Origin of the sequence: Natranaerovirga pectinivora (genome assembly GCF_004342165.1) — a bacterium.
Lineage (GTDB): Bacteria > Bacillota > Clostridia > Lachnospirales > DSM-24629 > Natranaerovirga > Natranaerovirga pectinivora.
Window position 1 is genome coordinate 103625 of the sequence record NZ_SMAL01000005.1, and the last position, 14332, is coordinate 117956.

Sequence of the window (14332 nt, forward strand, 5' to 3'; positions counted from 1 at the left end):
ATACTTGCAAGTATAGTTTATATTATGTAATATGAAAGTATAATTTTAAAAACTTCCTTCCCATGATTTGAAAATTATTCTTTCAACAACCTTTAAAAATACAATTAAGAAATTGGAGAATGAATACATATGATTTCATTAAAGGCTATAGAAATTAAGACATTTATGGAAAAACTGTTTAAAAGCGATGCATTTGATGATTTTTATATATCCAGTGTAGATATATCTACCTTTACTGAATTTAAAATTACAGGAACCTTAAACAAAGACTACTACGATACCAATGAATTAGAAACCATAACCCATCAGAAACTAATAAAATGGTCTTCTATTAAGGATATTGTCTTTACAATAATTAAAGGAAATAAACCACCTTCCTCATTAAAGATAGTTTTTTCTTTTTCCCCAGAAAAAATACAGAAATTTATTGAACACCATCAGTTAAGTCTAGGTAACACTCAAATAAATGGGTTGTTTTTGAATTTAAAATACTGTGAAGGCCAACTGGTATGTACCACTGGTACTTCACTAAATGTCTTTACTGTAGACAAAACTGTGGATCAACTTTGGGATAACTACATAAAACAATTCTTTAAAAAGCATCAACTCCTTACGGAATAAATACAAATCATTTTTCCATACAAAAAGCAACCCAATATTAGGTTGCTTTTTGTAAATTAATCTATTTTAATCTCTAACCATTTTTGATTGTATACTTCTCTTGTTTCTCCTACATCTGTAAATACTTCACATCTATCTAAAAGATCATCTGATGGATAGGCTGCTGGGTCATTTCTTAACCCTTCATCTAATAATGATTTTGCTTCTATATGTGGTGTTGAATATCCAATATATTCTGTGTTCATTAAAGCAATATCTGTACGACATAAGAAATTAATAAACTTTTCTGCATTGTCTTTATTCTTAGATGTCTTAGGAATAACCACTAAGTCAATCCACATGTTACTACCTTCCTTTGGAACCACATATGCAAGATCTTCATTTTCTTCCATAGTATAGATAGCTTCTCCATTCCAAGTAACGGCTAATGCTGCTTCATTATTAATCATTTTATCTCTCATTTGATCTATAAAATACCCTTGAACCAAAGGTTTTTGCTCTATAAGTAATTGCTTTGCTTCTTCAAGTTCATTTTCATTAGTGGTATTAATAGAATACCCTAACATTTTTAAAGGTACCGCAAAAGCATCACGAATACTATTGGTCATTAGAATATTATTGGTATACTTATCGTTCCATAAAATATCCCAACTGTCTACCACATCATCTACCATTGTTGTATTGTATAAAATACCAAGGGTTCCCCACATATAAGGCACAGAATAGGTATTATTAGGATCAAAATCAAAGTTTTTAAATCTATTATTAATTAAATCAAAATTAGGTATGTTATCAAAATTCAAAGGATAAAGTAAATCTTCCTTAATCATTTGCTCAACCATATACTCAGATGGAAAAACAACATCATAAGGTACAATAGCATTTTTCACTTTCGGATACATAGACTCGTTGTCCTCGTATTCTTCATATATAATTTTAATACCTGTTTCTTCTTCAAAAATACTAATAACTTCTGGGTCTATATATTCTCCCCAATTAAAAACATACAACCTGTCTTCATCACTTTTACAACCTGTAAATATAAGAATAGATGTTAAAACTAAAATGACAACTAAAACTAACTTCTTCAATTTGAATACCTCCCATTTTTTAAATACTATTTATTGATATTTTGCTTGTTTTACTTTAGTACGTTTGTTCACAATAAGTAACAATAATAATACAGAAACCATCATAAGGGATGAAAGGGCATATATTTCTGGCTTAATGCCCAATCGAACTTGAGCGTAAATTTTAACAGCTAGCGTATCTACACCAGCACCCTTAACAAAATATGTAATAACAAAGTCATCTAATGATAGTGTGAAAGCAAGTAAAAATCCCGTTATAATCCCTGGAAGAATTTCTGGTACAATCACTTTAAAAAAAGCATGAATCGGCTTTGCACCTAAGTCTAATGCTGCTTCAAATGTGTGTTTGTTTAATTGTTTTAACTTAGGCAACACACTTAAAATAACATAAGGAATGCAAAATGTTATATGAGCAAGCAAAATGGTTAAAAAACCAAAATGCATTCCAATTAACAGGAAAAATAACATTAATGCAATACCTGTAACAATATCAGGGTTTAAGACAGGTATATAAGTAATATTCATCATTAGACTCTTAAAAGATTTCTTAGAATGATGAATGCCAAATGCAGCAAGGGTTCCAATGACAGTGGAAATAATTGCTGCCAAAGTTGCAATAATTAATGTGGTATACAAAGCACTCATTAAACTAGGGTCATTAAACAATGACTTATACCACTTTAGAGTAAAACCGCCCCATATTGCCCTTGATTTTGTATCATTAAATGAAAGAACAATTAGCGTCACAATAGGTGCATACAGAAAAATAAATATAATACCCATATAGAACTTTTCTATAAAAGAAAAACATTTTGACTTTAAGTTTTTTACCATAATCCTGCCCCCTCTGTATTCTTATCATATCGAGTAATTACAGCCATACTGATAAAAATAAAAATCATAAGAACCAAGGATAGACCTGATCCAACATGCCAATTGTTTGTATACTTAAATTGATTTTCAATAACATTACCGATTAATAGCACTTTTCCTCCACCTAATAAATTGGAAATAACAAATGTCGTTACAGAAGGCACAAAAACCATAGTAATACCACTAATCACACCTGGTAAGCTTAAAGGAAATATTACTTTAAAAAATGTCTGAAATTTGTTAGCACCAAGATCTTCTGCCGCTTCTATTAGAGAAGAATCAATTTTAACAAGGACATTATAAATAGGAAGAATCATAAAAGGCAGAAAATTGTATACCATACCTAATACAACGGCATTTTGAGTGTTAATAATATGTATCGTAGGAAGATGTAATGCTCTAAGGATAGAGTTAATGACCCCATTATTCTCAAGTAAGGTTAACCAAGCATATGTTCTTAATAAAAAATTCATCCACATAGGCAGAACAAAAATAAATAAAATAAAACTATTTCTTCCTACTTTATTTTTAGCTAAAATCAATGCCAACGGATAAGCAAGGAGTAAGCATAAGACCGTACTTAAAAAAGCAAGCCAACTTGCTAGTCTTAATGACTTCCAATTTACCTGTTCTGTAATTTTGAATATATTTTCAAAAGTAAAACTTAATCCTTCTGGCGTGTTTACTGTTAAACCATAGTAAAATATAGCACCAATAGGAACAATGGTAAAAACAATAATCCATAAAATATATGGAAAACTTAAAAGGCGTTTATTCACTTATTACACCGCCTTTTTTCATAATATGTATGTTAAAAGGTTTCACTTGAATACTCACTTCTGTATCCACAGCAAATAATTTTGTACTCTGTACAAGCCACTCAAAATCTATTGTTTGAACTGTCATTTCATAATGAACACCTTTAAATATTGTAGAAGTTACCCTTCCTTTTATTGGGCTCTCGTCCTTGTGTACTAACTTAACATCCTCTGGTCTTATAACCACATCCACTATTTCATTTGGCCCAAACCCTTTATCTACACAAGGAAGGTTAACATCAAATAACTCTACCAATTCATCTTTAATCATTTTACCTTCTAATATATTGCTTTCACCAATAAAGTCCGCTACAAAAGCATTCTTTGGCTCATTATAAATATCTTCTGGCGTGCCTATTTGTTGTATAACCCCTCCATTCATAACCACAATGGTATCTGACATCGTAAGGGCTTCTTCTTGGTCATGGGTCACATAAATAAATGTAATGCCTAACTCTCTTTGAAGCTTTTTAAGTTCTAATTGCATATCTTGCCTTAATTTTAAGTCTAGGGCCCCTAGTGGTTCATCTAATAGCAATACCTCTGGTTCATTTACAATGGCTCTGGCTATAGCAATTCTTTGTTGTTGACCACCACTTAATGAATTAATAGAACGTTTTTCAAATCCTTTTAGATTAACTAGATTAAGTACATATTCTACTTTTTCTTTTATCTCTTTTTGCCCCATCTTTTTTAACTTTAATCCAAATGCAATATTCTCTTCTATATTTAAATGTGGAAACAATGCATACTTTTGAAATACCGTATTCACTTTTCTCTCATAAGGAGGGGCTTTTGTTATATCTTTATTCTCAAAGATAACTTGACCACTATCAGGGCTTTCAAACCCACCTATAATGCGTAAAGTAGTGGTTTTACCACAGCCACTTGGTCCAAGTAATGTTAAAAATTCATTTCTTCTTATATAAAGGTTAAGATTCTCTAATACCTTCGTTCCGTCAAATGATTTAGCTATATTGACTAAATCTATAATTTTATCATTCAAAATAAATCCCCCTCTATTTTAAAAAATTTCTAGAAACTTGGTGGAGAACTTACCCAAATCAAACTTGCCACAATCTTACCTGTATTTTCTACAAAGTGGGTTTTATCAGGCACAAAATAAAAAGATTCCCCTTTTTTTGCTTTATATATCTCACTACCTATGTGTATGGCGATACTTCCATTTAATACATAACCAAACTCTTCTCCTTCATGTGGATAATCTGGTAATGTTGATCCCCCTGGCTCAAGATTCAAAAGGATTGGTTCCATACTGTTTTTTTGAGCATTTGGAATAATCCATTGTATTTCATTTTTTAGTTCAACATCATTTTTTATAAAGTAATCCGATTTTTTAAAAACTACCTGTTCGTCTTTTATATCATTAAAGAAATCTTTTAGATTAGAGCCAAGACATTGTAAAATATCAATAAGACTCGCAATAGAAGGAGATGTCAAATCCCTTTCTAATTGGGAAATAAAGCCTTTTGACAATTCCGAACGATCTGCAAGCTCTTCTTGGGTTAATCCTTTTTGCATTCTTAAACGTTTTATTTTTTGTCCTATCTTCATATTACACCTTTTTTCCTCATTTTCTCTATTAAAAACATTTCTAATTTACATTTAAAATACTACCACTAAACTTATAGTTTAGTTAAACTAAACTTTATTATACACCTTTTCAATTAGGTGTCAATATAATTTGATAAAAAATATAAGTTTTTTTCTATACAATTCTGTTAGCACTCTAATGAAATGAGTGCTAATTTTCTCTTGACACAGTAATTTAGTAATATTATTATATTAATGGAAGAAATTTTATTATATTAGGAGGGAACTTAATGATTAATGAAAATGGAAGTTTATCAATTCATAGCGAAAATATTTTTCCAATTATAAAGAAATGGTTGTACTCTGATCATGATATTTTTGTTAGAGAGCTTATTTCAAATGCTTGTGACGCAATTACAAAATTAAAAAAACTAGATATAATGGGTGAATACACAATACCTGATAACACCCACTTTAAAGTTGAAGTAAAGCTTAACGAAAATAACAAAACCATACAAATCATTGATAATGGTCTTGGTATGACTGCTGATGAAATCAAACAATATATCAATCAAATTGCTTTTTCAGGAGCAGAAGATTTCTTAAATAAATACAAAGACAAAGCAAATCAAGAACAAATCATTGGACATTTTGGATTAGGTTTTTATTCAGCATTTATGGTTGCTGACACTGTTACAATTGACACTCTATCATATGTAGATGGTGCAACACCTGTTAAATGGGAATGTGATGGGGGTACAGAATTCACTTTAAGTGAAGGCACACGTACTGAAAGAGGTACAACAATTACCTTACATATAGGTGATGAAGGAAAAGAATTCCTTAGAGAGTACCCACTAAAATCAACCATAGAAAAATACTGTTCTTTTATGCCTTATGATATTTTCTTTATTAATGAAAATGAAGAGGAAACTAAAAAAGAAACAGATACTAAAGAAGAAACAGAAGAACCACAACCTTTAAATGATACAAACCCATTATGGTTAAAGCATCCAAATGATTGTACTGAAGAAGAATACAAAGCATTTTACAGAAAAGTATTTATGGACTTTAAAGAGCCTTTATTCTGGATTCACCTTAATATGGATTATCCATTTAACCTTAAAGGTATTCTATTCTTCCCAAAAATCAATAATGAATATGAGAATATGGAAGGAAGAATCAAACTCTTTAACAACCAAGTTTTCGTAGCAGATAATATTAAAGAAGTCATTCCTGAGTTTTTACTTCTATTAAAAGGAGTAATTGATTGTCCTGACTTACCACTTAATGTATCAAGAAGCTTTTTACAAAATGATGGTTTTGTAAGAAAAATATCTGATTACATTACTAAAAAAGTAGCAGACAAATTAACTGGATTGTATAAAACTGAGAATGAAAGCTTTATAAAATACTGGGATGATATTCACCCATTTGTAAAGTTCGGTTCATTAAAAGACGATAAATTCTACTCTAAAGTAAAAGATATTCTAATTTACAAAAGTATTTATGGTGAATATATCTCTATTAAAGACTATATTGAGAAAAACAAAGAAAAGAATAAAGACAAAGTATTCTATGTAACAGACGAACAACAACAATCTCAATATATAGAATTGTTTAAGCAAAATGAAATGGATGCTATAATTCTTAGCCATTCCATTGACCAACCATTTATCAGTCATATAGAGTCACAAGAAAAAGATGTGAAATTTGCACGTATTGACTCTGATTTATCCGATTCCTTAAAAGAAGACTCTAATGAAGAAGAATTAAAACCTGCAACAGAAACATTGGAGAATTTATTTAGAAAAGCATTGGCAAATGAAAATCTGAAAGTTAAAGTAGAATCCTTGAAAAACATAGACCTTTCTTCAATGATCATCTTATCTGAAGAATCAAGACGTATGCAAGAAATGAGTAAGATGTATGGCTTTGCTGGTTTGGGTGGCAATATGCCAAGTGATGAAACATTGGTTTTAAATAAAAAGAATTCACTAGTACAATATTTACTAGATAACAACACTAACGAAACAAAGCTAGAAGATATTACTATGATTTGTGAGCAATTATACGATCTAGCACTTCTTAGCCATAAGCCTTTACAACCAGAAGCGATGACTAAGTTTATAAAAAGAAGCAATGCGTTATTGTCTAGATTAGCATTATAATTAAGTGAGGGCCCTTTATTATAAGGGCCCTTCTTTGTACTTATTCTTATAATGTTTTCTTGTAAGCGATATAACTAAAAACAACTGTAATAATGGTTGCTAATATTAAACAACCAAGAGAAAAGATGACACTTCCAAAACCACTAAAGAAAAATACATTTCCTATTATAATAATGATTCCAAATAAGAATAGCACAATTCCTCCAAATCGCTGACTTAGAAACCAGGCTTTTTCATTGGCCATACTCCATTTTGTTCTTATACCAATTAATGTGTTTAATTTTCCTTTTGGCATAATATTACCAATAACAATTAATGCTACCCCAAAGAAAATAAACATTAATCTCTGAATGTCCATATCAGGTAGATTCTCATTGGCATAATTAAATGCTCTATATAAAAAAGATATGATCATCCCATTAAACCAAATCATTATACCAATGCCAGTAATAATAGATACTTTCTCATTAGAGAACTCTTCCTTCTTAGCTGCATTTTTCCCTGTAAATTTTAGAAAAACACCCATTGCCATTGTTATTCCAACCAATATAAATGATTCATACTTACTACCTATCCGAGTTATTTCACCTGATAAATTAAAATGCATCGGCACTTGATCTGGTAAAAAAGGTATCGCAACAAGGATTAGGATTAAAGGTAAAAAAACTAAAAAATCCAATATTCTATATTTCTTTTTCAATATAACTACCCCCTAAATTGTTCAAACCAAAGTAACATCTCTTCAAATACAGATGTATTCAGTTCATAATAAATATAATTCTTATACTTTGTTTCATAAACCAAATCTGCTTTCTTTAATTGATTCATATGGTAAGATATGGCTGCCCCTGTCACTTCAAAATGCTGTCCTATTTCACCTGCAGATAACTTCCCTTTTCTTAGCAAAAGTAAAATCTCTCTTCTAATGGGATCTGATAACGCTTTAAATGTTTCTGGAAATCCCAATATCACACCTCCGCTCATATCTATTTAAATATTTCTTTAAATATATTATATCAAAATAATTACAAAAAGATACACCTATTTAAAAATTATTTTAAATAGGTGTATCTTTAGCTATCAATCTTCTTTAAATTTTTAACGACTCTTACTAACTGACTTATACGAAATTGATAGCAGTAACAAAGCCCCTGTTATCATTATAATTGCCGATTCATCTATTTCTATTATCGCTACTGCTATAGCACCTATTAATAAAGCAACACTTGAAATTATCGCAAGTATGTCTATAATGTTATTCTCACCTTTTAATTTTAATATAATTGTACAAATTTGGAGTAGTATAGAAGCAGTTAATGCAAGTACCAATAACTCGTCACTAATTTTCACATCTATCACACTCAATAAAATACCTAACAATGCTGTATATATTCCAATACAATAATATGCAATGTTCAACTTTTTAAGCTCAATCGAATACCACTTCATTTTAGGCAATATCGCAATCCATATTCCTGAAAAAACCAACATTATATTCATATTTAACCCACTTTCATATTTATTAATATTTTCAAACAACTTGCTGCTAAATATCCTACCCATCCGGCAGCAAAAATAGATGTTAAATTTTGTCATTAAGTTTCTTTTTTCGCATCTATATAAAGGAACCCTTTGCAAAATCAAGACTAGGGATATTAAGTAATGACATCATTTCTCTCTGCAAATGAGAATGACCTATGACACTTTATCAACCAAATTCTTATACGAATTCTCAAAAATAAAAACTCTTTCTTTTCTACCATTATTTTTTAGTTTTATCTTTATATTATATTTATCTAAAAATAAATTTTTCCTGCATTTTATAATTTCAATTTCTTTAACACTTACAATCACACCATATAGGAGAACCTTATCTTCTTCAATAGAAAAAACAGATGCTACAAGGCTATCATAAATACTGCTCATAAAAATACCAGCTACAAATCCAAATACCCATCCACCGTATTCTCCATAATAAAAATAAATCCCTTGTACAATAAAAAAAATAAAAGCAACTACAATTGAAACTGATACTAACTGCTTTTCAACTTTCGTTAATTCTACCAGACTACCTGTGCTTTTTATATACTTTTTAAAGTGTAATAATAAAACAAAATAAAAGATACCCATAATAAATAAAATAATACCTACCCAAAATTGCATATAATTTCAACATCCTTTCATTTTTTAAAGTTACAACAATAACTTGTTTACTCCTTTAGAAGTTTATTAAGTACTTGCTTAGTGCCCACAACTTCTACTTCTTCATCTCCTATATATACTCTGATGCTCCCTGTAAAAAATCTATAGGTTAAATTCCCTTGATATGATATAACATTATTTTCATCTTTTACTATTCTGAAACTACTTGATTCTAATTTTTCAGAAAAGTTCTCCAAATCAAAATACTCTTTCGTAATAGAATATGATTTTATCCGAAATATAATAGTAAATGTTAGTGCTAGCAATACAGCTATTATAATTGTTGTTAGTATTTGTATTTGTGATAATTCAAATGATTTGTTATTAATAAAGTCAAATACTAAACAAGGTATTAATGATACTAATAAAAACTTTAAGAATATATATACATTGTTTGTTTTTATATTCATAAACATCACCTTTCTTTAACCTTATATGCTTATTAGTGCTATAAATGATCCGGTAATTACACTTTTACAATCAGTATCCTTGTTGTTATATTAGACTACAACACATAAAAGTATTTAATTATTTATAATATTATATCTTGTTCTTCATTTTATAACAATATTAATTTGAATTTACTTTAATATTTGACTTAATTGTTTTTTCATATTGACTTTTATTTCATAATTTGTTAAACTCATACTCGTTGTTTCTAAATTAGAATTATCAAATTATTAGGAGGGGTTATATGAAAAAAAGTTCTAAATTTATTCTTGCATTGGTTTTATGTACAACTTTACTCTTCACACCTATCATTAGTGGTAATGAAGTACAAGAAGTTAATCTTCTTGTTAATCATATTGAAGTGGAATTTGATCAATCTGCTTTATGGGTTGAAGACACTCTTTATGTGCCATTTCGTCCACTTTTTGATACATTAGGTGGTGAGGTGATTTGGGATGAGGCATCTAGAACTGCTACTGGTATTTTTGAAGAATACACAGTCTCAATTCAAATCGATACTCAAATGATTTCAACTAACGATGAAACTTTTATCAATGAAGACATTCTTATTTTAAATGGAAGGTTATTAATTCCTGCTAAAATGGCTACAGAACTATTACCTGTATATGCATATTGGTTTGAAGAATACAACGCTGTTCTTTTGGCTATCCCTTCTCAAGGTTTTTTATGGGAAGTAAACCATAATGATGTAAAAGTATATATGCTAGGTTCAATACATTTTGGAAGAGAAAATATGTACCCATTAAGAAATGAGATTACCAATGCATTCTTAACATCCGATTACTTAGCACTTGAAGCAGATGGTATGAATATTTCTAATGAGACCGTTGAATATATAACATCTAAAATGATGTATACGGATGGCACAACAATAAAAGATCATATTTCTGAAGAAACCTATGATGAATTAGTATCCTATTTAACAAACCTTGGTGTTGATATTGAATTGGTAATTACTCATAAACCTTGGCAATTGGCTATGGAACTTTCTGGTTTATTCTATAATTTCGCAGAAGCCTATGCTGAATTAGGTATAGAAACATACTTTTTAAATATGAAACCAGAAGAAATGCCTATTATTGAATTAGAAGGTTTAATTTCTCAAATTGATATGTTAGATGGTTTTTCTAAGGATTTACAAGAAATAAATCTATTGTCTTCTTTAGTTGATTTAGAAGAGACTGTAATGGGAATTGATTCATTATATGAGACTTGGATGAAAGGGGATCTTGCTACTTTAGAAAGTCTTGTATTCCCTGAGTTAGATGAAGAAATGACAGAAAAAGAATTAGAACTATTTAATGAATACAATAATGCTATGCATACTGTTAGAAACCATGGAATGGCTGATTCCATTGAAGAATTCTTATTAAGTGATGAAGCTGCTACTTATTTTGTAATTATTGGCGCTGCTCATTTTGTAGGTGAAGATAGCATTATTAATATTTTAATTGATAAAGGGTTTGAAGTTATTTCTTATAACTAAAAAGGTCAATCTAAAAGGGGTGAATACCAAAACGTATTCACCCCTTTATTTTTATCCAAATATTACATTGTTCATATCATACATACCTTTAGTTTTAGTACTTAAATACTTAGCCGCTTTAATTGCTCCATTGGCAAAAATAGCTTTTGACTGTGCAGTATGCTTAAATTCTATTACTTCATCTTGACCTGCAAATAGTATAGAATGCTCTCCTACAATTGTTCCACCTCTTACAGTATGCATTCCTATTTCATTTTTCGGTCTTGGTACAGATGCATCATGTCTATCATAATTATAAGCGTAAGGATCTTTTAATACGCTATTAATGGCTTCTGAAAACATTAGAGCTGTTCCACTTGGTGCATCTACTTTTAGATTATGATGCTTTTCAATTATTTCAATATCATAATTGTTATTAGCAAGCATTTCTGTTGCTGCTTTTACTAAGCTTACTAATGCATTTACACCTAATGACATATTAGATGATCTAAGAATTGGTATAAATGTGCTGGCTTCCTGAACATTTTTTAATTGAGCTTCTGATAATCCCGTTGTACATAGAACCAGTGGTAATTCTCTTTCTTTTGCAAATTCAATTAAAGGATCTACTGCTTTTGCAATTGAAAAATCAATGATAACATCTGCTTCTACATTACATTCAAATATATTTGTAAAAACTGGAAATCCATTATCAAATTTATCTGTTGCATCTAATCCTGCTACTATTTCTACTTCTGGATCTTGTTTTACAAGGTCTGATATTACCTGACCCATTTTTCCATTGCAACCGTGCATTATAATTTTAATCATTGGTATAACTCCTTTTTATATATTGCTTAAACCATAACTTTTTATTGTATTTACTAAGTTTTCCCTGCTTTGAGCATCCATACTCGTTAATGGCTTTCTACAAGCCCCTACTTCAAATCCAATTATATTTAATGCTTCTTTTACTGGAATTGGATTCACATCAGAAAACATGGCATTAATGATTGGAAGCATTGTTAATTGTAGGTCAGCACTTCCTTTTATATCCCCATTCATAAATTTGGCTACGATGTCATGAGTTTCTCTTGGCATAATATTCGCCACTACTGAGATAACCCCTTTTCCACCAAGAGATAATAAAGGTACAATTATATCATCATTTCCTGAATACAAGTCTAATCTTCCCGCACAATAATGCATTAATTCAACAACTTGAGAAATATCTCCTGTAGCTTCTTTTATAGCCACGATGTTTTCAATTTTTGAAAGTTCATATGCTGTTTTTGGTTGGATATTAAGTCCTGTTCTACTTGGCACATTGTATAGAATAATTGGGCTATCAACAGACTTAGCAATATCCGTATAATGCTCTATTAATCCTTTTTGACTTGTTTTATTGTAGTATGGTGTTACAACTAATAATCCATCTACACCTAATTTATTCGCTTCTTTTGCTAAATATATACCATGGCTGGTATCATTACTTCCTGTACCAGCAATCACTGGCACACGACCTTTAACTTTTTCAACTGCAAACCTTATACACTCTAGTTGTTCATCATCTGTTAAAGTGGATGCTTCTCCTGTCGTCCCACAAACAACGATTGAATCCGTTCCATTATCAATTTGATAATCGATTATTTCCTCAAATTTTTCATAATTTACTTCCAAATTTTCATTAAAAGGTGTTACTATTGCTACGCCCGATCCGGTAAATAAAGACATAAAAATCCTCCTATAAATTCTCTTATTATATTATACTCAATATACGAACTCTGAGTTTTGCTATTTTACTTATTTCATTGCATTAATTAATACTTCTGCTATTTGAATTGTATTAGATGCTGCACCTTTTCTAATGTTGTCAGCAACTACCCACATATTAACTCCATTATCAACGCTTTCATCTCTACGGATTCTTCCTACATATACTTCGTCATGATCATCCGCTACTGTTGGAAGTGGGTATTCATTATTTGCAAGGTTGTCTTGAAGAATAACCCCTGGTGCATTTTTTAATACTTCTTTTAATTCTTCTAATTCAAATGATTTTTCAAATTCTAAATTAACAGATTCACTATGGCAGTTAAAAACAGGTACTCTTACTGCTGTAGCTGTGATTTTCATTTCATCGTCATGAAGAATTTTTCTTGTTTCTTTAATCATTTTCATTTCTTCTTTTGTGTATCCATTTTCTAAAAACACATCAATATGAGGCAAACAGTTGTTAAATATTGGATGTGGGAATTTAGCAGGTGCATTACCTTTAATACCTTCTTCTAAATCAGTCCATCCAGCCATACCTGCTCCTGAAACCGCTTGATACGTTGAATATACAATACGTTTTACTTTATATTTTTCATGTAAAGGCTTAATTGCTACTACAGCTTGAATTGTAGAACAGTTAGGATTAGCAATAATGCCTTTATGTTTGAATATATCTTCTGGATTAACTTCTGGTACTACAAGAGGTACTTCAGGATCCATTCTCCAAGCTGAACTGTTGTCAATTACAACACAACCTTTGCTTGCCGCTATTGGTGCAAATTTAAGACTTATATCTCCACCAGCTGAGAATAAGGCAATATCAATTCCTCTATCAAATGAGTTCTCTGTTAATTCTTCAATCACATAGTCATTCCCTTTAAATGTAATTGTTTGTCCTGCTGAACGCTTTGAAGCAAATACATAAAAATTCTCTATTGGTAGATTTTTTTCTTCTAGAACTTTTAAGAACGTTCTTCCTACCATACCTGATGCGCCAACAATTGCTAAGTTAATTTTTTTCATTTTCTTCCTCCCAGTATTAAAAAGCCGGCATTATAAAAAGGCCGGCTAAAGATTACAATAATTATGTTCGTATTGTTTTTATCTTTAGTAGCACACCATCTTTTATAAGATGACAGTTACATAGTTATTCACTATGTACCCAGAAAAGAATTCTACAGGTATATCCTTTTCTTCGGCATTTTTTCCTTTCAACAGCTTTCACTTGTACCTGAATACATCTAGCCATTTACTAATAAAAAACGCACCTCTACTTTAAATTATTTATTA

Annotated in this window: 14 protein-coding genes, 1 pseudogene and 1 riboswitch; of the genes and pseudogenes, 3 read left to right on the plus strand and 12 right to left on the minus strand. The window is 30.2% G+C overall.

The window, feature by feature from the left end; all coding sequences use genetic code 11:
* Positions 1-129 precede the first annotated feature (129 nt).
* Positions 130-621: a DUF5721 family protein gene (locus EDC18_RS08650; protein WP_132252239.1), complete on the plus strand. Its 492-nt coding sequence runs from the start codon at positions 130-132 to the stop codon at positions 619-621.
* Positions 622-677: 56 nt separating this feature from the next.
* Here the strand turns inward: EDC18_RS08650 and EDC18_RS14990 are convergent.
* The 4 genes and pseudogenes from EDC18_RS14990 to EDC18_RS08675 form a co-directional block, all read right to left on the minus strand.
* Positions 678-2546, minus strand: a pseudogene (locus EDC18_RS14990) (extracellular solute-binding protein).
* Positions 2540-3364, minus strand: coding sequence for an ABC transporter permease (locus EDC18_RS08665; protein ID WP_132252245.1), 825 nt, complete (start codon positions 3362-3364; stop codon positions 2540-2542). The pseudogene EDC18_RS14990 and the gene EDC18_RS08665 overlap by 7 nt, the downstream one beginning before the upstream one ends.
* Positions 3357-4409, minus strand: coding sequence for a spermidine/putrescine ABC transporter ATP-binding protein (potA, locus tag EDC18_RS08670; protein ID WP_132252247.1), 1053 nt, complete (start codon positions 4407-4409; stop codon positions 3357-3359). The genes EDC18_RS08665 and potA overlap by 8 nt, the downstream gene beginning before the upstream one ends.
* 29 nt (positions 4410-4438) lie before the next feature.
* The gene (locus EDC18_RS08675; RefSeq protein ID WP_132252249.1) at positions 4439-4978 is read right to left on the minus strand and encodes a helix-turn-helix domain-containing protein; all 540 of its coding nucleotides are present in this window, start codon (positions 4976-4978) and stop codon (positions 4439-4441) included.
* Positions 4979-5247: 269 nt separating this feature from the next.
* On the opposite strand from EDC18_RS08675, the gene htpG reads away from it, so the two are divergent.
* Entirely contained in the window at positions 5248-7128 is a 1881-nt protein-coding gene (htpG, locus tag EDC18_RS08680; protein ID WP_132252251.1) for a molecular chaperone HtpG, read from the plus strand.
* Between the two features lie 46 nt (positions 7129-7174).
* Here htpG and EDC18_RS08685 read toward each other — a convergent pair whose 3' ends face one another.
* From EDC18_RS08685 to EDC18_RS08705, 5 genes are all read right to left on the minus strand, one after another.
* Entirely contained in the window at positions 7175-7828 is a 654-nt protein-coding gene (locus tag EDC18_RS08685; protein WP_132252253.1) for a DUF1648 domain-containing protein, read from the minus strand.
* Between the two features lie 5 nt (positions 7829-7833).
* Positions 7834-8094, minus strand: coding sequence for an autorepressor SdpR family transcription factor (locus EDC18_RS08690; protein ID WP_132252255.1), 261 nt, complete (start codon positions 8092-8094; stop codon positions 7834-7836).
* 132 nt (positions 8095-8226) lie between these two features.
* Positions 8227-8628, minus strand: coding sequence for a hypothetical protein (locus EDC18_RS08695; RefSeq protein WP_165878527.1), 402 nt, complete (start codon positions 8626-8628; stop codon positions 8227-8229).
* A 195-nt stretch (positions 8629-8823) separates the two neighbouring features.
* Positions 8824-9291 carry a hypothetical protein gene (locus EDC18_RS08700; RefSeq protein ID WP_132252259.1) on the minus strand — a complete coding sequence of 156 codons (468 nt, stop codon included), beginning with the start codon at positions 9289-9291 and terminating at the stop codon, positions 8824-8826.
* 47 nt (positions 9292-9338) lie between these two features.
* Positions 9339-9740 carry a hypothetical protein gene (locus tag EDC18_RS08705; protein ID WP_132252261.1) on the minus strand — a complete coding sequence of 134 codons (402 nt, stop codon included), beginning with the start codon at positions 9738-9740 and terminating at the stop codon, positions 9339-9341.
* Positions 9741-10024: 284 nt separating this feature from the next.
* Here EDC18_RS08705 and EDC18_RS08710 point away from each other — a divergent pair, with 284 nt between their 5' ends.
* The gene (locus tag EDC18_RS08710; protein ID WP_132252263.1) at positions 10025-11287 is read left to right on the plus strand and encodes a TraB/GumN family protein; all 1263 of its coding nucleotides are present in this window, start codon (positions 10025-10027) and stop codon (positions 11285-11287) included.
* Between the two features lie 51 nt (positions 11288-11338).
* Here the strand turns inward: EDC18_RS08710 and dapB are convergent, their stop codons facing one another.
* The 3 genes from dapB to EDC18_RS08725 form a co-directional block, all read right to left on the minus strand.
* Entirely contained in the window at positions 11339-12097 is a 759-nt protein-coding gene (gene dapB / locus EDC18_RS08715) for a 4-hydroxy-tetrahydrodipicolinate reductase (protein ID WP_132252264.1), read from the minus strand.
* Positions 12098-12112: 15 nt separating this feature from the next.
* Positions 12113-13000, minus strand: coding sequence for a 4-hydroxy-tetrahydrodipicolinate synthase (gene dapA, locus EDC18_RS08720; RefSeq protein ID WP_132252266.1), 888 nt, complete (start codon positions 12998-13000; stop codon positions 12113-12115).
* 69 nt (positions 13001-13069) lie between these two features.
* Positions 13070-14065 carry an aspartate-semialdehyde dehydrogenase gene (locus EDC18_RS08725; RefSeq protein ID WP_132252268.1) on the minus strand — a complete coding sequence of 332 codons (996 nt, stop codon included), beginning with the start codon at positions 14063-14065 and terminating at the stop codon, positions 13070-13072.
* Between the two features lie 80 nt (positions 14066-14145).
* A riboswitch (Lysine riboswitch) is annotated at positions 14146-14323 on the minus strand.
* Positions 14324-14332 lie beyond the last annotated feature (9 nt).

Coding starts and splice junctions, on each gene's coding strand:
- EDC18_RS08650 (WP_132252239.1), top strand. CDS start 130: ATGATTTCATTAAAGGCTATAGAAATTAAGACATTTATGGAAAAACTG.
- EDC18_RS08675 (WP_132252249.1), bottom strand. CDS start 4,978: ATGAAGATAGGACAAAAAATAAAACGTTTAAGAATGCAAAAAGGATTA.
- htpG (WP_132252251.1), top strand. CDS start 5,248: ATGATTAATGAAAATGGAAGTTTATCAATTCATAGCGAAAATATTTTT.
- EDC18_RS08695 (WP_165878527.1), bottom strand. CDS start 8,628: ATGAATATAATGTTGGTTTTTTCAGGAATATGGATTGCGATATTGCCT.
- EDC18_RS08700 (WP_132252259.1), bottom strand. CDS start 9,291: ATGCAATTTTGGGTAGGTATTATTTTATTTATTATGGGTATCTTTTAT.
- EDC18_RS08705 (WP_132252261.1), bottom strand. CDS start 9,740: ATGAATATAAAAACAAACAATGTATATATATTCTTAAAGTTTTTATTA.
- EDC18_RS08710 (WP_132252263.1), top strand. CDS start 10,025: ATGAAAAAAAGTTCTAAATTTATTCTTGCATTGGTTTTATGTACAACT.
- dapB (WP_132252264.1), bottom strand. CDS start 12,097: ATGATTAAAATTATAATGCACGGTTGCAATGGAAAAATGGGTCAGGTA.
- dapA (WP_132252266.1), bottom strand. CDS start 13,000: ATGTCTTTATTTACCGGATCGGGCGTAGCAATAGTAACACCTTTTAAT.
- EDC18_RS08725 (WP_132252268.1), bottom strand. CDS start 14,065: ATGAAAAAAATTAACTTAGCAATTGTTGGCGCATCAGGTATGGTAGGA.